We start from the raw sequence: 19,707 nt of genomic DNA, 5'->3' as shown, positions 1-19,707 counted from the left end.
CTCCTACCCCGAATGAGGGGCGACCGAATGGATTGAGGCAAGCCTTTGGCGGCCCGTCTTGACGGGTTCCAGAGGCCTGCCCCTGACTGTGTTTCCGGGGGTAGTAAGGTGTAGTCAAGAAGACTGATGGCGGCGCGTCAAGAAAATGAACGATGAATGGCATGATGAAATCAGCGCCAATAAGGCGCTGATTTCAATTGGTTATTAAGGTGACTATTTGGGCGTCAAACCACCGTCGGAGATTCTGCCTACCAGATGATCCTAAAGCCGATTCTGCCCGCCACACTGCGTTGCTGGTTGCTGTCGAAGTTTTGGCTGTAGTCCGCGCCGGCGTACAGGGCGACTGCGGGCGCCAGGCTCACGGTGACGCCAACCCCGAGGTCACCGGTGGAGGCGCGCTGTTGGGTCTCGACCCGTTCGCTGTCGTCGAATATCACTGAATCGGTGCCGGAAAATGTGTGCCAGAGGTTGGCGCGCAAGTACGGTTCCACGGGCATGCCGCTGACCTGGTAGCGGCCTTTAAGGCGCGCACCGAGGCGGCCGGTCCAGGCACCGTCGGAATCGAATTCGACCTTGGAGATCCCATCGTTTTGCGTATCCAGGGAAACCTTCTGGTGAATGATCTGGGCCTGGGGTTCGAAGACCCAGTCGGTGGTCACCGCGAAGGGGTAGCCGGCCTCCGCCGAAACGGTCAGGGCGTGTCCGCGATTGTCGATTTTCAGGCCGCGTTCGGAACGGTTATCGCCGTTCAGTCGCGTGCCCATCACCACGGTGTCGACGTAGCCGCCGCTGGGATCGGTGAGCGTCCAGTAGAGCCCGTAGCTGTCGCCATCGAGTTCTATCTTGCCGGCGTGTCGGCCTTCGAAACCCAGGTTGAAGCCCTTGATGTCGCCGTTCAATTCCGTGTGGCCGACGAAGAAGCCAATGCGCTGGGTCTGGCCGCCGGACAGTTGCGAGCTGTACAGATCGTTGCCCACCTGGAACCCCTTGATCGATCCATCGAACTGCGGCGTCACCGTGCCGGCCCAGGTTTTATCCAGGTCTACGCCATAGACCCGGCCCCAGCCCGCGCCGAACGCGCCGGTTTCCGTGAGCAGGCGCTGGTCACCCTGACGGTCATGGAACGTGCCGAGGGCCATCAGCGTCAGTTGCGCCGCCGCCGGAGGCAGTACCGACCAGGTTGGCACTTCCGGACGATACAACGGGATGGGCGCCGCGCCAGGCACCGCGGTTGGCAAGGGTGGTAGCGTCGGGACAGGCGGCGCGCCAGGCGCGGGAGGCGCCGTTGGGATGGGGGCGGCTACCGGCCCTTCAATCAAGGTGGAGCGCAGGTACCAGTTGTTTTGATTACCGGTCGCGCCGCCCTTGAACAGGCGGTAATCGAACGCACCGGCCGAGATGGACTGCCCCTGCGAAAAGGCATTGATGTCACTGACCGCTCCCCCCTGGGCCTGGACCACTTCGATACCGTCCTGGGTCGTCCGCGCGCCCGTGCCGCCCAGGTTCGTGACCATAATGGTGGTAGTGCCGGTGAGCGTCCCGCCATTGACCACCAATTTGTCACTGGCAGAGCCATCGGCGCCGACCGCCGTCTGCACATGCAACTGGCCATTGTTGCCGACGTAGTTGCCCTGGACGGTAAGCGTGTCGTTGGTGCGGGTGTTGCCCTGGGTAAGGTCTATCGTGCCGGCGTTGTTGAGCGTTGCCAGTTGACCGGCAGTAAAAGGGGCGATGACGCCTTGGGTCGCCGTCAGCGTGCTGCCGCTTTCGATGTTGAGCGTTCCGGTGCCGGTGGCGCTGTCACCCAAGGTCAGCGTGTCGTTAAGGTCCAGTTGCGAACCTTGGGTGAGGTTGACCGTTTCCCAATTGAGGTAACGGGCGCCGGTGCTGGAGGTGCTGCCTTCGAAAGTCAAGACGTCCTGGCCCAATCCGCCATTCACGCTGGGGGTGATGCTCAGCCCGGTTTCATCGAGCGTGCTCAGCCGTGCCGTGTCGCTGCCGTCGCCCAGCAGGATGGCCGAGTGAATGAGACCGCCGCTCCACTGGAACTGGTCATCGCCGGCACTGGCCCTGACCTCGCCGAGGATTTCGCCACCGCTGATGGTGATGCTGTCGTTGCCGCCGCTGACACTGACATTGCCGCCGATGCGTCCCGCGGAGAGGATGATGGTGTCCTGGCCGAAACCGGTCACCAGGTTGCCGATGATATTGCCGCCGGACATATCGAAGACGTTGTCATCGAGTTTCATGTCGACCCGGCCGATGGTTCCGCCCGTCATCTTGGCGATGTCGCCGTCTTCGAATGCGTCGACGATGGTTCCACCGTTCATCTCGAACGTATCGAGGCCGTCGCCTTGGGCCAGGGACAGGATCCTGCCGCCATTCATGACGAAAGAGTCGGCTTCCGAGCCTTGCTCGACATCACCGTCAATCACGCCATTGGCATTGATCACGATGCTGTCGACGCCAGTGCCAAACGTGACATCGCCAGTGATGACGCCACTGCCATTGGCGGGCATGGTCAGGCTGTTGTCACCTGAAAGGTCTGTCAGCCCAGGGCTGGTGCCGCTGTCGCAGACATAGGTGTCATTGCCTGCGGTTGGCACCAGGGTGCAGGCCGCCATGGCGGCGGGTGTGGGTAACAGGAAGGGGATCGATACCCAGAAGGCGTTGAACAGCCGATTGAAGCCTTTATCGTGCCGAATCATGTGCTATCCCTCTGCATCGGCATCCCATGGACACCGGTTTCAGCATCGGTTGCGCAACAGATGGCACACAGGGCCTGGCAACGCTCGCTGTATGGAATGGCACCCTAACAACGAATAAAGGGCGTCGCTACTGTCAGAACTTACAGGTCAACGCGTAGAAAACGTGAGGGAAGGCGGGCTCTACAAATGCACTTCCACCGAAAGCGGCAGGTGATCGCTCAGGTGGGTCCAGGGTTTGTTGCCCAGTATTTGCGGGGAATGACTGCTGGCGTTGCGCAGGTAAATGCGGTCCAGGCGCAACAGCGGGAAGCGGGCCGGATAGGTTCTGGCGGGGCGGCCAAGGTGGTGTTCGAAGGCTTCGTGCAGGTAACCATGGCGGGCGAGGGCGAGGTTGCCGCGCAGTTGCCAGTCGTTGAAGTCACCGGCAATGATCACCGGGGCGTCCTCGGGCAGCGAATCGAGCAATTGGCAGAGCAGTTTGAGTTGTAACTGGCGATGGCTTTCCAACAGGCTCAAATGCACGCAGATTCCATGGACCGCGGCGTGGCCCGGCACATCCAGCACGCAATGCAACAACCCGCGCCGCTCGGGGCCGGTGATGGACACGTCGAGATTGCGGTACTGGCGGATCGGGTATTTGGAGAGCAGGGCGTTGCCATGGTGGCCATCGGGGTAGACCGCATTACGGCCGTAGGCGAAGTCGCTCCACATGCTGTCGGCGAGGAATTCGTACTGGGACGTCTGGGGCCAGTTGTCGTAGCGTGACGCGTGGCGGTCATGTTCGCCCAGTACTTCTTGCAGGAACACCAGGTCGGCGCCGGTACTGCGCACCGCTTCGCGCAATTCGGGCAGGATGAAGCGTCGGTTGAGGGCGGTGAAACCCTTATGGGTGTTGACCGTCAGGACCCGCAACCGATGAACCGCTTCAGGCGCGTCCGAGGGCATGGGGTCGGCGGCTCGCCAGTCGGGATCTTGAGACACGTTCACTCCTGAATCAGACGTACTTGTTCATGCGACTGACCCAAGGCACCGGCAGTTCCGGATTTTTCGTGTCCTTGCCGATCGCCATCGCGGGCAAGCTCGCTCCCACAATGTTTACCGTTGATCGATGTGTGACGTGATGGCTGGGAAGCTTTTGTGGCGAGGGAGCTTGCTCCCGCTTGAGTGCGAAGCGCTCATCGCTTTTTTTTGGGGCCGCTTCGCGCCCCGGCGGGAGCAAGCTCCCTCGCCACAGAACCGTGCCGTGCCCAAAACCCATGTGGGAGCTTGCTCGCGATGGCAGTGTGTCTGAACCGCCGCCCTCCGCGAACAAACCCAGCTTTCACAGGGGGTATTCAGATGAAGACAATCTCATAGGGCAAACCCATCCGATCAAGGATGACCCTGGGTAACAGTGGGGCGATGCCGCTCGCCGGTTCGCCGGCGAGTTGGCTGACGTAGGCGTGCATGGCGTGGCGCTTGCGGGCGGTGGTCCAGACGTCGAGGCGCAGCTTGCGGGCCCGGTGCCAAGGGATTTTATTTTGCTCGCGGACCGGCCAGTGCCAGGCCCACACCGGCAGCTCGTTGAACGCCACCCCGATCCGGTCGGCGGCCACGGCCCCGGCGCGTCCGACGGTGTCGTGATCGCTGTCGCCATCCTGGCGCCAAGTGCTGAACACCACGTCACCGGGGCGCAGGTGACGGGCAATGAACGTGACCAGCTCGGTTTCGTGTTCGGCCAGATTTTTTTCCGGAAAACCGCCGCGCACCCATTGCAGGCCAGGGGTGGCAATGCCCAGGCGATGCAGGGCGTCGACGCTTTCCTGGGGGTGAGGGCGGTGCGTGCGCAGGCGTTCGTCGTTCCACAACGGTGAGCCGGGGTGGGCCAGGGCGCCATCGGTGACCGAGATCAGCAACATGGGCTGGTCCAGGTGGTTCAGCAACTGCAGCAATCCGCCACAGGCCCCGACTTCATCGCCCGGGTGCGGGGCAAGGATGACGGCGCGAGCGCCAGCGGGAATGAGCGTCTGGGTACTGATGATCGGAATATCGGCCAGTTGCGCAGCACTGTTCCAGATTTGCGGGTGCTGCCGGCCAGGCAAGCGAGAGGCGGGCTTCATAGGTGACATCCTTGTATGTGTTCAATCTTTCAGCCATGCACCGGGCCTACTGTCCGATGGCACCGATGGGGTATGACTGCGATTCACAGCGCTCCGAATCCTGGAGACTACCGCAGGGGAAGTATTGACCATGTCGGCCGATTCGTCTCGTGACATGTGCGTCTGAACTGCATTTTTTTCATCAAACTGGACGGTGTGGATTGAAAAAAACCGCGTCCTTGCGGTTCTCGTGGCTGTTTACAGCAGGTATTTCAATCCTCTTCTTCGCGTTGCAGCTCGAACAGCAGCAGCGAGCGCCCGGTGACAGAGTATTCGGAATCGAAATCGAAGCGTTCCTGTCCACGAACGGTCGGCTGGTTGGTGTCGACCATGCAGGTCCAGAAACTGCCCTCGGGGACTTCCGGCAAGCGGAAGTTGACGATGTCATGGTGCGCGTTGACCACCAGCAGCAGCGTCGCATCGCCACCTTTACGCCGGATGCCGGTTTCCTGGGCGCGGCCGTCCATCAGCATGCCGAGGCAGCGGCCATTGCTGTCCTGCCACTGTTCAATGGTCATTTCGCTGCCGTCCGGGGCCAGCCAAGTCACGTCCTTGACGCCGATGTCCTCGTTGTAATTACCCACCAGGAAGCGTCCACGTCGCAGGATCGGGTAGGTCAGGCGCAACTTGATCAGGCGCTTGACGAACTTGAGCAGCGCCGCGCCATCTTCGCTGAGGTCCCAGTTGACCCAGCCAATCTCACTGTCCTGGCAGTAGGCATTGTTGTTGCCGTGCTGGGTACGGGCAAACTCGTCGCCGGCGACGATCATCGGCGTGCCCTGGGCCAGCAGCAGGGTGGCGAAGAAGTTGCGCATCTGTCGATGGCGCAGCGCGTTGATCTCCGGATCATCCGTCGGGCCTTCGACGCCATGGTTCCAGGACAGGTTGTTGTTGCTGCCATCCTGATTGTTTTCGTCGTTGGCTTCGTTGTGCTTGTCGTTATACGACACCAGGTCATGCAACGTGAAACCGTCGTGGGCGGTGACGAAGTTCACCGAGGCGTAGGGACGCCGGCCACGTTGGTTGAACATCTCGCCCGAGGCGGTCATTCGGCTGGCGAAGTCGGCGAGTTGGCCGTCGTCCCCCTTCCAGAAGGCCCGCACGGTGTCGCGGAACTTGTCGTTCCACTCGACCCAGCCCGGCGGGAAGCGCCCCACCTGGTAACCTCCGGGGCCACAGTCCCACGGCTCGGCGATCATTTTCACCTGGCGCAGTACCGGGTCCTGGCGACAGGCGACGAGGAAGCTGTGGCGCTCGTCGAAACCGTCATGGTAACGGCCGAGAATGGTCGCCAGGTCGAAGCGGAAGCCATCGACGTGCATTTCCGTGGCCCAGTAGCGCAGGGAATCGGTGACCATTTGCAGAACGCAGGGATGGCTCAGGTCCAGGGTGTTGCCGGTACCGGAGTCGTTGATGTAATAGCGTTTGTCGTCGGGCATCAGCCGGTAGTACGAGGCGTTATCGATGCCGCGCATGGACAGGGTGGGGCCCTGTTCGTTGCCCTCGGCGGTGTGGTTGTAGACCACGTCGAGGATGACTTCCAGGTTGGCCTCGTGCAGGTGGGCGACCATCTCCTTGAACTCGGCGATCTTGCCGCTGGCCAGGTAGCGCGGGTCGGGCGCGAAGAAGGCGATGCTGTTGTAGCCCCAGTAGTTGGTCATGCCTTTGTGCAGCAAGTGCTGGTCATTGACGAAGGCATGGATGGGCAGCAACTCAACCGAAGAAACACCCAGTTTGCGGATATGCTCCAGCACATCGTCCACCATCAGCCCGGCGAACGTACCGCGCAGGTTCTCGGGTACCGCAGGGTGGCGCATGGTGAGGCCGCGCACGTGGGTTTCATACAGGATGGTCTTGTCCCACGGCACGCTGACGCGATGATCGTGACCCCAGGTGTGCGCGGGGTCGATGACTTTGCACTTGGGAACGAACGGGGCGCTGTCACGCTCATCGAAACTGAGGTCGCCGTCGGGGTGGCCGATGGTGTACCCGAACAGGGCTTCGGACCACTTCAATTGGCCGACCAGTTGCTTGGCGTAGGGGTCGATCAGCAGCTTGTTCGGGTTGAAGCGATGGCCGTTCGCCGGGTCGTATGCGCCGTAGACCCGATAGCCGTAGATCAATCCCGGATGGGCATCCGGCAGATAGCCGTGGTAAATCTCGTCGGTGTACTCCGGCAGCTCGATGCGTTCGAGTTCGACTTCGCCGGCATCATCGAAAATGCACAGTTCGACCTTGGTGGCATTGGCTGAAAACAGCGCGAAATTGACCCCCAGGCCATCCCAGGTTGCACCCAGTGGAAAAGGCAGCCCTTCACGAATCCGCGAAGCCTCGATAACGGGCGGCGGCGTGGTTTTGTTTGGACGGGTCATAGTTGCTCCTGCAAAAAACAGACAGATACAGCGATGCGGTTCACTTGAAAGGGAGGGCGGTGCCCTGCATGGGTGGCGAGGGAAATCATTCCCCCGCCACACGCAGGACTTTTCGCCCCGAAGAAGCGCTTGCTCGAGACCGATGACGCAGGTGAAATCAAACCGCCGGCGGCTTGCGCGGTGCTCGAGGCTTCTTGTCGGCGGTCTTGTCCGCCGGTGCGACTACCGCTGTAGTCGCCGTGGAAGACTTGGCCGCTGGCTTGGCCTTGGCCGTGGTGTTCTTCGCGGCGGGCTTGGCCGTGGTGCTCTTGGCAGCAGCAGGCTTGGCGCCATCGGTTTTGCTGGCCGCCGATTTACTCGCGGCCTTGGGTGGCTTGCTGGGTGCCAGTGCTTCAGCTTCAGCCAGCTTGCGCGCCATCTCCCAGTGGCGTTTTTCCTGCCCGGTGGGTTTACCCTCGGACTCCCAGATCTGATAGGCGAATTCGCGAATGCGTTTATCGTCGGTACTCATCGCAGTGCTCCTGATTCAACTCAAGATTGGATAAAGACATTGACCGGGAAATCCCCCAGCGCGGCGCTGATCAGCAGCTCCCTTTGGGGTGTGACTGTGACGCTTGAAAAAAGTCCCTTCAGTTTTTCATCCTGGGCGGCGAACGGTAACGATACGCGGGTATCGCCCCAATCCGACGCAGCCACCAGCGGCACGGCACTGTTTTCCAGCAAGTGCGCCGCATGGATCGGTACGACAACGATCGCCCGTTGTTGCGAGTCCTCACGCATGAAGGCCAATACCCGATGGGCCTGCTCACCGAGCACTTCCAGCGGTTGGTAGCGACCCTGGCGCCATAACTGCGGATACTCGGCCCGTACGGCCAATGTCCGGGCGATCAATGCCTGCTTGATCCGGCCGTCACGCCAATCGCGCACCAACGCGGCTGGGGTGTTGTCGGCGCACATCGCCTCGCGGCGTGCCTGGAAATCCACCGGGCGGCGGTTGTCCGGGTCCACCAGGCTGAAGTCCCAGAACTCGTTGCCTTGGTACAGGTCCGGTACGCCGGGTACGGTCATGCGCAGCAAAGTTTGCGCCAGACTGTTGAGGGCACCCGCCGGGGCCACGGCCTGGACCGCTTCGGCGATGGCGCTGCGCAAGGGCAGCCCCTCATCGCCCAGCAGCAGGCGTTCAAGGAACATCTGGGTGGCTTGTTCATAAGCGTCGTTGACCGCCGCCCAACTGCTTTGCAGCTTGGCTTCGCGCAGGGCCTTGCGTTGCCATTGCCACAGGCGCTCGTTGTAGGCGGCCAGCGCCTTGTGGTCCTGGAGGTCGAGGTCCAGCGGCCAGCTGCCAAGCAGCGCCTGGTACAAAATCAGCTCATCGCCGGCCGAAGGCGCCGCCGGATCGCTGTGCAGCGAAGGCGAGAGGATGCGCCATTGTTCCACGCTGGCGGCGTACCAGTCGGCGCGTTCGCTGAGCACGGCAAGCCTGGCGCGGGTGTCTTCGCCGCGCTTGTGGTCGTGGGTGGCGGTGGTCATCAGGTTGTCGGGAAAATGTTCGAGACGCTCGACGCACACTTGGTGGAACGCTTGCACTGGGGCGCTGAAACGCTCGGTGTCATAGCCCACGTCATTGCGCGACAACAGCACCGCCGAGCGATAGAGGGCGGTGTCCTCCACGGCCTTGGCGGCGGCTGGCGAAGTCAATTGCTGGAAGCGTACGCAGGCGTGGCGCAGGCGTTTGCGCTGGCTGCCGCGCGGGCGTTGCCGCCAAGGCATTCCACCGAGCCAGCCGGCCAGGGAATCGAGCACCGGCCAGTCGGCTTCGCTGAGGGTTTGCCGGGCGCCTTCCAGGGCCTGGTTGAAAAACACCTCGTCTTCAGCAGAGCGACCCATGGGCGTGATGTAGGTGCGATACACCGGGAAATGCACGATCAACTCCTGCAAAGCCCGTCGAATCGCGCCCAGGGTCAGGTCGCGGGTCATCACATCGTCCCGAGCCACTTGCAGCAGGGCCTGGGCCACGCTTTCGAAATCCCCGGCCAGGGAGCCATTGAGTATCTGTTGGCGGGCCAGGCGGGCTTCTTCGATGAAGTGCGCCGGCCGCTCACTGTGCCGGCTCCAGAATTCGGCGAGGGGAGCGGCGCCGGCCGGATCATGCTGCAACAGCGAGACCTGGTTCATGAATTCGTAACCGGTGCTGCCGTCGATGTTCCAGTCCCGCCGCAATGTTTCGCCATCGCCGAGGATCTTCTCGACGAAAATCGGCAGGTGTCGGGTTGGCGACAGCGAATCCACGCGCCGGCGCAATTTGCGGCAGTAACCACGAGGGTCGGCAAGGCCGTCGATGTGATCGATGCGCAGCCCATCCACCAAGCCTTCGCCGATCAACTCGAAGATCTTGGCGTGGGTGGCTTCGAATACCGCCGGACGTTCGACCCGCAGCCCGCCCAGTTCGTTGACATCGAAAAAGCGCCGCCAATTGATGTCGTCCGCCGCGGTGCGCCAGCTGGCGAGGCGGTAGCTCTGGCGTTCCAGCAACTGATGCAGGCGTTCGAAACCCTGGGGCTGAGTGGAGTCGTAGCCAGCCAGGTTGTCCTCGATGGCGGCCAGGAGGTCGGCGTGTGCCGCCAGCGCCTGCAACTCCGTTTGCAGCGGGCGGGCGAGGGTGTGGGCATCGGTCTGGTAATTCAGCGTAGTGAAGCGTTCAGCCAGGGTCTTGAGTGCTTCGGCCTGCTCGACGGGCAGGGTTTCGGCGGGTTTGAGCAGCTCGCCATAGTGCATCGGACAAATCGGGAAGCGGTGTTCGTAGTGCTCGACGTAGAAGCTGCCGTGGGTGGCGTCGAAGCGCAGTTGCAAGGTGCCTTCCTGCAACGCCACGCCATAGTCGCTGCCCAGGAACGGCAACAACAACTGGCCTTCCATCAGCGGGTCCGGGGAATGCCACTGGATGTCGAAGAACTCCCCGTAGGGACTCAGGCGTCCCCATTCCAGCAAGTCCAGCCACCAGGGGTTGTCATTGCCGCCGACGGCCATGTGATTGGAGACGATGTCGAGGATCAAGCCCATCCGGTGCTCGCGCAAGGCTGCAACCAGGCGCTTGAGCGCGGCTTCGCCACCCAGTTCGGGGTTGACCAGGGTCGGGTCGACGACGTCGTAGCCGTGCATGGAGCCGGCCCGGGCCTTGAGCAGTGGAGAGGCATAAATGTGGCTGATGCCCAGTGAGGCGAAGTACGGCACCTGGGGGATGGCATCGTCCAGGGTGAAGCCTTTATGAAACTGCAGGCGCAATGTTGCCCGCAGGGGTTGGATCAACGTCTGTTTCATCGGTCACGCTCGTTCGCCTGAAGTCTCGCGCAGGCGAGTATTTCCAGACGCCGGGCGGCGTCCGGGTGATCCAGCAGCGCCTGGGCCGGCTGGGCCAGGCGGCGGCGCCAATTAGGGTGGGTGTCAATGGTGCCGGGCAGGTTGGCCTGTTCCTCGATGCCCAGGGCATCTTCGAGCGGCAACAACACCAGCGGTGCGCGGGTGTGACCGAGGAAGCGCACGCTGGCATCCAGCACCTGGTCGGTCTCGCGGTGTTCTTCGCGAAAGTTCTGCGGATCCTGGTTGAGCGCCTGGCACAGGCCTTCGCGTTCGCGCTCGCGGTGTTTGCGCCAGTCCATTTCGGTGGGGGAATCGATCAGGTCCAGCCGGGCGTTCCAGTCGATATCGTGACCGTGCCACCAGCCGTTGAGCGTCGGCAAGTCATGGGTGCTGGTGGTCGCCAGGGCGTTGTCCGGCCAGTCGAGGATGGGCTTGAAGTGGGTGTTGTCCTGTTCGAACAACAGCACGCGCATGCCGAGGATCGAGCGGGCGCTGAGTTTGTCCCGCAGGCCATCCGGCACGGTGCCGAGGTCTTCGCCCAATACGATGGCCTGGTGACGATGGGATTCCAATGCCAGCAGGCGCAGCAGGTCATCCACTGGATAATAGAGGTAGGCGCCATCGCTGGGCGGGGCGTCGTTAGGGATCACCCAGAGCCGTTGCAAGCCCATGACATGGTCGATGCGCAGGCCACCGGCGTGGGCGAAGTTGGCTCGCAGCATTTCAATGAATGCGCGAAAGCCGTTGCGCACCAGGCCTTCCGGGGAGAACGCCGAAATGCCCCAGCCTTGGCCGGAGCGGTTGAGAATGTCCGGCGGTGCGCCCACGGTCAACGACGCGAGCAGCTCGTCCTGTCGGCTCCAGGCCTGGCTGCCGCCACCATCGGCCCCCACCGCCAGGTCGGCGATCAGGCCGATGCCCATGCCGCTGGATTTGGCTGCGCTCTGGGCGCGTTCCAGGCAACGGGCGATCAACCATTGGCAAAAGGCGTAGAAACCGATTTCGTCGGCATTTTCTTCGGCGAAATGGGCCAGGACCGCGCTGCGTGGATCGCGCCATTCTTCCGGCCACTGCCGCCAGTCGAGGCTTTCGCCGCGGGCGGCGCGTTCGGCCTGCAAGGCCTCGAAGCGACAATGGTTTTCCAGGGCTTCGCCGCTGGTGTGGCGGAAACTGCTGAAGTCCTCGTGCAGCGGGTGCGCGCCCTGGCTGAACCCGTCGTACAGGGCGCGGAGGATTTTCTGCTTGGCCTGGGCGGCGACTGGCCAATCGATCAGTGGCTGTTCTTCCAGGTTGCGCAGTTGATTGGTCAAGCCGCTGGCGTCGATGGCGGTGCGCAGGGCGCGTTCACCGAGGATGGTGCCGGGGGCGGCGTACAGGCTGTTGAGGAACAGTCGGCTGGACGGCGAGTAAGGGCTGTAGCGCCCGGTGTCGCTGCTGAACATCGCGTGCATCGGGCTGATGGCAATGGCCTCGGCACCGCGCTCGCCAGCCACCCGCGCCAGTTCTTCCAGGGCCTGGGTATCACCGAAGCCACCGTCACCGGGGCGTCGCAAGGCATACAACTGCGCGCTCAGGCCCCAGGCCCGTGGCGTAGGGTCGTCCACCGCATCGGCCACGCTATAGCAACGGGCGGGCGCCACGGCCAGGGTGAAATGCTGGTCCCGGATGCTGACGTGCTGATAACCCACCGGGACCATGCCCGGCAGCTTGGCGTCGGTATCGAGGTTCAGGTTCAGTGTCGCGCCGTCTTCGAGTTTGATTTCGCAGGGCGTTCCGGCCTCGAAGTAACGGCTCAAGTCCAGGCTGGCCCCGACGTCGGCGGTGATCAGCGGTGGCAATTGATGGTTCTGCTGATCTTCCTGCAACTGCAGCAGGCTGGCATCGATTTCCTGGGCGCTGCCGGCCGGATGGCCCAGGCCGGTGAGGACCGAACGCAAGACCGCCGGCGAGACTTTCTGGGGCCGGCCATTGGCATCGATCCAATCCACCGCCAGGCCCGCTCGGCTGGCGAGGATTTCCAGTTGCGCATCGCTCATAGGCGCTCTCCAGTGATGTTGGGCAAGGTTGTCGCCTGCGTCAGACTGACCAGCGCGCTGTAGGGCGCAAGGACGCCCTGTTGCAACAGACCTGCGACCTGCTGCGGATGTTCGAAAAGAATGCGTGCCTCTTCCGGGGCGTGGTGTTCGACGGGCTGGTCGCCCAGGTTCAGGTCGATGCGCAACACACTGCCATCGCCCAGTCGCCAGCGTGCGCTGACGGCACCACGGCCCAGCACATCGGCCCCCAGGGCCTGGGCGCCGGGCAGGCGCGGGACGATCTCTTCACGGCGGATTTTCAGCAGTTGGCGATACAGCGCCTCGCTGGCCTGTTGTTCCGGTCGTTGCGGTTCCAGGCTTGGCCGTGAGGCCTCGAAGGTGCTGGCCGCGTTGGGATCGGGAATTCGCTTGCGTGTCTGCGGATCGGCAAAGGCACTGAACGCCTTGAACTCGTTGCGTCGGCCTTCGCGCACCAGTTCTGCCAGCTCGCCATGGTGGCTGGTAAAGAACAGGAACGGTTGTTCGGCCGCCACCTCATCGCCCATGAACAGCAGCGGGATCATCGGTGACAACAGCAACAAGGCCGTGGCCGCTTGCAAGGCCTGGGGCGCGGCGAGCTGATGCAGGCGCTCGCCCAGGGCACGGTTGCCGATCTGGTCGTGGTTCTGCAGGAATAGCACGAACGCGCTCGGCGGCAAGTGACCGCTGGGTTCGCCCCGGGATTCGCCGTGGCGATTGGTGTGGCCCTGGAAGACGAAACCCTGACTGAGACAGCGTGCCAGTTGTTCCGTCGGTTGCTCGGCATAGTCGGCGTAGTAGGCGTCGGTCTCACCGGTCAGCAGCACGTGGAGGGCATTGTGGCCATCGTCGTTCCACTGGGCGTCGTAGCCCTGTTCCAGCAGGCTGGCCTGGTTGTGTTCGTTTTCCACGGTCAGCCAGACGTGCCGCACCGGGTCCACCTGCTCGCGCACCCTGGCCGCCAGTTCCTGGAGAAAGTCCGGGTCTTCGATGGCGTGTACCGCGTCGAGGCGCAGGCCGTCGAAACGGTACTCCAGCAACCACATGAGCGCATTGTCGATGAAGAAGTCCCGCACTTCGCGGCGGCGAAAATCAATCGCCGCGCCCCACGGCGTGTGCTTGTCTTCGCGGAAGAAGCCCTTGGCATAACGGTGCAGGTAATTGCCGTCGGGGCCGAAGTGGTTGTAAACCACATCCAGGATGACGGACAGCCCATGGCCGTGGGCGCTGTCGATCAGATGCTTGAGCTGTTCAGGGGTGCCGTAGGAAGCCTGGGGCGCGTAGGGCAAGACCCCGTCGTAGCCCCAGTTGCGATCGCCGGGGTACTGCGCCAGTGGCATCAGCTCGATGGCGGTGACGCCCAGCCCGGCCAGGCGGGCCAAATGCTGTTCGACGCCGTTGAAACCGCCCAGGGCGCCCACGTGCAATTCGTAGATCACGGCTTCGTTCCAGGGGCGGCCGGACCATTGGGTGTGACGCCAGGGGTAGGCATGTGGGTCGACCACCACACTGTGGCGGTCGATGTCGCCGGCCTGGGCGCGAGAGGCCGGGTCCGGCACCTCCAGCTCGCCATCGATGTTATAGCGATAGCGGGTGCCGGCGGGGCAACGGGTCTGGATCATGAACCAGCCGTCGGCTTGGGGCAGTAGCGGTATTGAATCTCCAGTGTCGAGTTCGACACTGACAAAAAAAGCATCCGGGGCCCAGAGGGCGAAGCGGGTGTGCTCGTCATCCAGCATGACTGCCCCGTGGGTCCATGTCTCAGGCGTCCTTGACGTCATTGTTACCTCATTGTCTGGCCGATTTTCCCAGTGACTTCGCCACCAGCTGTTCGTAGAGTTCGGCGTAGGGTTCCACGGCCTTGCACCAGTTGAACGGTGCAGACATGGCCCGGCAGCGCATGGCGTTGAGCAGGTCGGGGAATTCGAAAACCTTGAAGGCCCGGCTCAAGGCCTGTTGGTAGCTCTGCACGGTGGATTCATCGAACAGGAAGCCGGTGATGCCATCCTCGATGGTGTCCGCCAGGCCTCCGGTATTGCGCGCCACCGGCAGCGAACCGAAACGTTGGGCATACATCTGGCTCAAGCCGCAGGGCTCGTAGCGCGACGGCATCAGCAGGAAGTCGCTGCCGGCGAACATCCGCCGCGCATCGGTTTCGTTGAAGCCGATGCGCACGCCAATGCGGCCGGGGAAGCGGAGCGCCAATTCACGCATGGCCTGTTCTTCCTCCGGTTCGCCGCGACCGATGATGGCGATCTGGCCGCCGGACTCGACGATGAACTCGGCGACCGCTTCGGTCAGGTCCAGGCCTTTCTGGTAGACCAGGCGCGACACCACGGCGAACAGCGGGCCGGTGGAATCGTCGAGACCAAACAGTTCCCGCACATGGCGCGCGTTGACGGCCTTGCCTTCCCAGTCGCCCATCGCGAACTGGCGGAACAGGTGGGTGTCGGTGGCCGAGTCCCAGCTTTCATCGATGCCGTTGGGGATGCCGCTGAGCAAGCCTTGTTGGGTCTTGGCCGCGAGGAAACCGTCGAGCCCGCAGCCAAATGCTGGAGTGGTGATCTCCTGGGCGTAGGTGGCGCTGACGGTGGTGATATGGCTGGAGTAGGCCATCCCGGCCTTGAGGAACGACAATTTGCCGTAGAACTCCATGCCTTCCTGTTGCAGGGCGTGTTCGGGAATGCCCAGTTCCGGGCAGGACGCCAGGCTGACCACACCTTGGTAAGCCAGGTTGTGGATGGTGAACAGGGTCGGGGTGCGTTGCCCGCGCCAGTGCATGTAGGCCGGCGCCAACCCGGCTGGCCAGTCGTGGGCGTGGACCAGGTCCGGGCACCAGTGGATCTGCGCCAGGTTGGCGGCGATGTCGGCGGCGGCCAGGCCCAGGCGGGCGAAGCGAATGTGGTTGTCGGGCCAGTCGCGGCCGTTGTTGGCACCGTAGGGAGAGCCTTCGCGAGCAAACAGTTCAGGGCAGATCAGGACGTAGATCACCAGGCCGTCGGCCATGTCCATGCGCCCGATCTTGCAGGGTGGCAGCGCTGCGTGGCCGCCCAGTTCGCCGACGATGTGGATCGGATTGCCGCTGTTCATCACCTGCGGATAACCAGGGATCAGCACCCTGACATCATGCAGCCCGGCCATGGCCCGGGGCAGTGCCGAGGACACATCGCCCAAGCCACCGGTCTTGACCAGGTCGGCGATTTCCGAGGTGACGAACAAGACCTTCTTGCGATTGGGATTCTGTCGAACGACGGGGAGCAGTGCCTTGCCGCCGGTGGCCAGCACCGGGGCCGTCGGCGATTCGGCCGCCGGCGGTAATTGAGAACGGACGTGTTGTGGTTCCAAGGCAGCACTGATCATAAATATCTCCCATTTTCTCGATCTGTTTCCGGCACGCGCCAGAGCTGTTGTTTCATTGGCCAAATCCTGCGGCCAGGCGCACAAGCGCAACGCAAGGAAAGCGAACGGCTACCCAAACGCGGCGAAGCGAATCAGCTGAAGGAGCTGTTGCAAGGACCAGTGCAAGGACTGCACCAGTCGCTGTTGCCCTACCTCTAACCTGACCTGTCGCCGTTGCGAAAAGTTTCGACTTTTTTTCGTCTGGATGACCGGTCGGTTTTCCCCCCGGTTAGGCAGTCTAGGTCAGATCCTAGAGCGGTGCGCCTCGGTTCGTCGTATTGTCCGACAATCACGTTTTTTAGCGGCAATGTCTTACACGACGAAGGGGAATACGCACCGACGAAGTGCAGTTTCCTGCAAAGGAAAAAGTGTAGGGGGAGGGCGTTGGTTCATTGGCGTGTGCGATGGAATAGCGTGCTGCACCATCAGAGGGCGGGTGGAATAGAGGCGTTTTGATGGCCATTTTCCGCAAGGGAAACACGCTATTTCTGTGGGAGCGGGCTTGCTCGCGAATGCGGTGTATCAGTCAGCAAATATGTGACTGACAGACAGCATTCGCGAGCAAGCCCGCTCCCACAGGAAGAAGTGTTCTGGGTATTGGGCTCGATTCAACCCGTCGGCGTCAGCAATCGAATCGGCCTGCCCGTCGCCCAGGCCAGCAGGTCTTCGATCATCAGGGAATAGAAGCACTGGTAATTCTGTCGGCTGACGTAACCCACGTGAGGCGTGGCCAGGACGTTGTCCAGGGTTCGGAATGGATGGGCGGCAGGCAAGGGCTCCTGGGCGAAGACGTCCAGGGCGGCGCCAGCCAGGCGCTGGTGCTGGAGGGCGTCGATCAGGGCGGTTTCGTCGACGATCGGCCCGCGGGAGGTGTTGACCAGCAGCGCTTGCGGTTTCATCCAGCCCAGCGCCTGGGCGTCCACCAGGCCGCGGGTGCGTTCGCCGAGCACCAGATGGATCGAGAGGATGTCGGCCTGTTCGAACAACGCCTGCTTGCTGACATAGGTCACGCCGACTTCGGCGGCCCGCTCGGCGCTGAGGTTCTGGCTCCACGCGATGACCCGCATGCCGAACACCTGGCCGAATTGCGCCACCCGTGTCCCGATGCTGCCCAGGCCGAGGATTGCCAGCGTCTTGCCGTGCAGGTCGCCGCCCAGGCCTTGCTGCCACAGGCCGGTGCGCAAGGCAGTGGCTTCCTGCACCAGGTTGCGTGTCAAGGCCATGATCAGCGCCCAGGTCAGTTCGGGCGCGGCGTGCTTGTAGCTGTCGGTGCCGCACACCTGGATACCCAGTTCGGCGGCGGCCTTCAGGTCCAGGGCGGCATTGCGCATGCCGCCGGTGAGCAGCAGCTTGAGATTGGGCAGGCGGCGCAGCAGGCCTTCGTCGAACACCGTGCGTTCGCGCATCACGCAGATCACCTCGAAGCGCTGCAAGCGTTCGGCGAGGGTGTCGCGGTCGGCGGGGTAGTCGTGGAGAAACGTCACTTGGCCGACGCTGTCCAGCACCGACCAGTCCACCACATCGCGTGCCACATCTTGCCAATCGTCTATGACTGCTATTTGCACCGCCATGGATCACCTCGTCAGGGAATGGGTTTGTCCAGCCAGCCCAGCAGGGCCTTGTGGAACCGATCCGGCTCTTCCATCTGCGGGGCATGCCCCAGATTGGGGAACTCCACCAGGGTCGAGCGGGGAATCAGCCCGGCCACCTGCTTGCCCAGCACCTCGTAGTGGCCCAATTTGGCCTTTACCGCCGGCGGCGCGATGTCGCTGCCGATGGCGGTGGTGTCGGAGGTTCCGATCAACAGCAGGGTGGGTACGGTCAGGTCCTTGAACTCGTAATAGACCGGCTGGGTGAAGATCATGTCGTAGATCAGCGCCGAGTTCCACGCCACTTGCGTATGACCCGGGCCCTTGTTCAAGCCGGCGAGCATGTCCACCCAACGGTCGAACTCAGGTTTCCAGCGGCCGGCGTAATACGTCGTGCGCTCGTAATTGCGAATGCCCTCGGCGGTGACTTTCAGCTCACGGGCGTACCATTGGTCCACGGTGCGATAGGGCACGCCCAGGGCTTTCCAATCCTCCAGGCCAATGGGGTTGACCATTGCCAGGCGCTCGACCTGATCGGGGAACTGCAAGGCGTACCGAGTGGCGAGCATGCCGCCGGTGGAATGGCCAAGGACAATGGCTTTCTGTACACCGAGGGCTTTGAGCAAGGCCTGGGTGTTGTTCGCCAGTTGCTGGAAGCTGTACTGGTAGTGCTCGGGTTTGCTCGATGTGCAGAAGCCGACCTGGTCCGCGGCAATGACCCGGTAGCCGGCCTCGCTCAGCGCTTTGATCGAATCGCCCCAGGTGGCGGCGCAGAAATTCTTGCCGTGCATCAGTACCACCGTGCGGCCATTGACCTTGCCTTGGGCCGGCACGTCCATATAGCCCATCTGCAAGGGTTTGCCCTGGGACTGGAAGGCGAAATGCTTGAGGGTATAGGGGTATTCGAAGCCCTCCAACTGGGCGCCGTAGGCCGGGCCCTCCGGCGGGGTGGCGGCCTGGGCGAGCAGGGGCAGGGCGGTGCTGAGGAACAGGCTGGGCAACCAGCGCGTGGAGGTTCGGGACATGGTCAATCTCCTTGTGGCCGCCGCCGATCCTGGCGCGACCCGATTATGGCGACATTAACCACAGGCAACCGAACGGCCCGAATGTTCAACCCATCCAGCCCAGCGTGGCGAGGGCGAGAGCGCCATAGCGAAGGCCTTTGGCAACGGTCACGATCAGCAGGAAGCGCCGCCACGGCTCGCCCATCACCCCAGCCACCAGGGTCAACGGATCGCCGATGATCGGCAACCAACTGAGCAGCAGCGACCAGCGGCCGAAGCGCTGGTAATGCGCGCGAGCCTTGTCCAGATGCGCCGGGCTGACCGGAAACCAGCGCCGGTCCTTGAAGTGTTCCAGGCGCATGCCCAACCACCAGTTCACCAGCGACCCCAGGACGTTGCCGAGCGTGGCGACCCCCAGCAACAGCCAGACAGCGTAGCGCTCGCTGAGCAACAGGCCGACCAACAAGGCCTCCGATTGCAGCGGCAGCAAGGTCGCCGCGCCGAAAGCCGCCAGGAACAAGCCGATATAGGCTTCGCCCATCAGTGGGCCGGGTAATCCGCCACTACGGTTTGGGTCCCGTCTTTCTTCAGGCCAATCACTTGATAAGCATCGCTCATGCCGTCCATTTCCATGCCGGGCGAGCCCATGGGCATACCCGGCGCGGCCACGCCGAGCAAGTCATCGCGCTTGCTCAGCGCCAGCACCTGGTCGGCCGGGACATGGCCTTCGACGAATTTGCCGTTGATTTCGGCGGTGTGGCAGGAACGCAGGTTTGGCGCCACGCCCAGGCGTTGCTTGACCGAACTCATGTCGGCCTCGACATGGTCGTTGACCTTGAAGCCGTTTTCTTGCAGATGCGAGATCCACTTCTTGCAGCAGCCGCAATTGGCGTCGCGGTGCACATCGATGGTGACGGGTTCGGCGGCCTGGGCCAGGGTGGTCATGAACAGGGCGCTCAAGGCGAGCAGGTGCAGGGGGTTGGCCATGGAGGTGGTCTCGTGTCGAACGGTTTGGAGGGAGGATAACAGAGTAGCGAGCACGAGCTGACAGGGGGCTGGGGCGGGGATTACACAATTGTCAGGTTG

General features: G+C 62.8%; 13 protein-coding genes. All 13 read right to left on the bottom strand.

Translation table 11 applies throughout. The annotated features are described in order from the left end of the window. Positions 1–248 precede the first annotated feature (248 nt). Positions 249–2,708 (bottom strand): autotransporter family protein, encoded by a 2,460-nt coding sequence (locus tag AC515T_RS15515; RefSeq protein WP_496529021.1) that lies wholly within the window; start codon positions 2,706–2,708, stop codon positions 249–251. A gap of 180 nt (positions 2,709–2,888) precedes the next feature. After that, positions 2,889–3,653, bottom strand: coding sequence for an endonuclease/exonuclease/phosphatase family protein (locus tag AC515T_RS15510; RefSeq protein WP_496533143.1), 765 nt, complete (start codon positions 3,651–3,653; stop codon positions 2,889–2,891). A gap of 389 nt (positions 3,654–4,042) precedes the next feature. Then, on the bottom strand, positions 4,043–4,807 hold the full coding sequence (locus AC515T_RS15505) for a PIG-L deacetylase family protein (RefSeq protein ID WP_496529020.1): 765 nt from the start codon (positions 4,805–4,807) through the stop codon (positions 4,043–4,045). A gap of 251 nt (positions 4,808–5,058) precedes the next feature. Beyond that, positions 5,059–7,218, bottom strand: a complete 2,160-nt coding sequence (glgX, locus tag AC515T_RS15500) for a glycogen debranching protein GlgX (protein WP_496529019.1) — start codon at positions 7,216–7,218, stop codon at positions 5,059–5,061. 157 nt (positions 7,219–7,375) lie between these two features. Then, the gene (locus AC515T_RS15495; protein ID WP_496529018.1) at positions 7,376–7,729 is read right to left on the bottom strand and encodes a DUF2934 domain-containing protein; all 354 of its coding nucleotides are present in this window, start codon (positions 7,727–7,729) and stop codon (positions 7,376–7,378) included. A gap of 20 nt (positions 7,730–7,749) precedes the next feature. Further along, a complete protein-coding gene (locus AC515T_RS15490) occupies positions 7,750–10,536 on the bottom strand; it encodes a malto-oligosyltrehalose synthase (protein WP_496529017.1) in 2,787 nt (928 codons plus the stop codon). Then, entirely contained in the window at positions 10,533–12,611 is a 2,079-nt protein-coding gene (gene malQ / locus AC515T_RS15485) for a 4-alpha-glucanotransferase (RefSeq protein ID WP_496529016.1), read from the bottom strand. The genes AC515T_RS15490 and malQ overlap by 4 nt, the downstream gene beginning before the upstream one ends. Next, positions 12,608–14,410 (bottom strand): malto-oligosyltrehalose trehalohydrolase, encoded by a 1,803-nt coding sequence (gene treZ / locus AC515T_RS15480; RefSeq protein ID WP_496529015.1) that lies wholly within the window; start codon positions 14,408–14,410, stop codon positions 12,608–12,610. Before treZ ends, malQ begins: the two co-directional genes overlap by 4 nt. Positions 14,411–14,417: 7 nt before the next feature. Next, complete coding sequence (gene glgA, locus AC515T_RS15475) at positions 14,418–15,989, bottom strand: glycogen synthase GlgA (protein ID WP_496529014.1); 1,572 nt, start codon at positions 15,987–15,989, stop codon at positions 14,418–14,420. A 647-nt stretch (positions 15,990–16,636) separates the two neighbouring features. Next, a complete protein-coding gene (locus AC515T_RS15470) occupies positions 16,637–17,599 on the bottom strand; it encodes a D-2-hydroxyacid dehydrogenase family protein (RefSeq protein WP_496529013.1) in 963 nt (320 codons plus the stop codon). Between the two features lie 11 nt (positions 17,600–17,610). Next, entirely contained in the window at positions 17,611–18,642 is a 1,032-nt protein-coding gene (locus tag AC515T_RS15465; protein WP_496529012.1) for an alpha/beta fold hydrolase, read from the bottom strand. A gap of 85 nt (positions 18,643–18,727) precedes the next feature. Then, positions 18,728–19,162, bottom strand: a complete 435-nt coding sequence (locus AC515T_RS15460; protein ID WP_496529011.1) for a YqaA family protein — start codon at positions 19,160–19,162, stop codon at positions 18,728–18,730. Further along, complete coding sequence (locus AC515T_RS15455; protein WP_060742242.1) at positions 19,162–19,608, bottom strand: DUF411 domain-containing protein; 447 nt, start codon at positions 19,606–19,608, stop codon at positions 19,162–19,164. Before AC515T_RS15455 ends, AC515T_RS15460 begins: the two co-directional genes overlap by 1 nt. Positions 19,609–19,707: the final 99 nt, after the last annotated feature.

It is taken from the genome of Pseudomonas sp. FSO-7 (genome assembly GCF_059579345.1).
This window is presented reverse-complemented; position numbering and strand designations above follow the sequence as displayed.

Bases quoted from the DNA above. Each gene is read 5' to 3' on its own strand.
- AC515T_RS15515 (WP_496529021.1), bottom strand. From the start codon at position 2,708: ATGATTCGGCACGATAAAGGCTTCAATCGGCTGTTCAACGCCTTCTGG.
- AC515T_RS15510 (WP_496533143.1), bottom strand. From the start codon at position 3,653: ATGCCCTCGGACGCGCCTGAAGCGGTTCATCGGTTGCGGGTCCTGACG.
- AC515T_RS15505 (WP_496529020.1), bottom strand. From the start codon at position 4,807: ATGAAGCCCGCCTCTCGCTTGCCTGGCCGGCAGCACCCGCAAATCTGG.
- glgX (WP_496529019.1), bottom strand. From the start codon at position 7,218: ATGACCCGTCCAAACAAAACCACGCCGCCGCCCGTTATCGAGGCTTCG.
- AC515T_RS15495 (WP_496529018.1), bottom strand. From the start codon at position 7,729: ATGAGTACCGACGATAAACGCATTCGCGAATTCGCCTATCAGATCTGG.
- AC515T_RS15490 (WP_496529017.1), bottom strand. From the start codon at position 10,536: ATGAAACAGACGTTGATCCAACCCCTGCGGGCAACATTGCGCCTGCAG.
- malQ (WP_496529016.1), bottom strand. From the start codon at position 12,611: ATGAGCGATGCGCAACTGGAAATCCTCGCCAGCCGAGCGGGCCTGGCG.
- treZ (WP_496529015.1), bottom strand. From the start codon at position 14,410: ATGACGTCAAGGACGCCTGAGACATGGACCCACGGGGCAGTCATGCTG.
- glgA (WP_496529014.1), bottom strand. From the start codon at position 15,989: ATGATCAGTGCTGCCTTGGAACCACAACACGTCCGTTCTCAATTACCG.
- AC515T_RS15470 (WP_496529013.1), bottom strand. From the start codon at position 17,599: ATGGCGGTGCAAATAGCAGTCATAGACGATTGGCAAGATGTGGCACGC.
- AC515T_RS15465 (WP_496529012.1), bottom strand. From the start codon at position 18,642: ATGTCCCGAACCTCCACGCGCTGGTTGCCCAGCCTGTTCCTCAGCACC.
- AC515T_RS15460 (WP_496529011.1), bottom strand. From the start codon at position 19,162: ATGGGCGAAGCCTATATCGGCTTGTTCCTGGCGGCTTTCGGCGCGGCG.
- AC515T_RS15455 (WP_060742242.1), bottom strand. From the start codon at position 19,608: ATGGCCAACCCCCTGCACCTGCTCGCCTTGAGCGCCCTGTTCATGACC.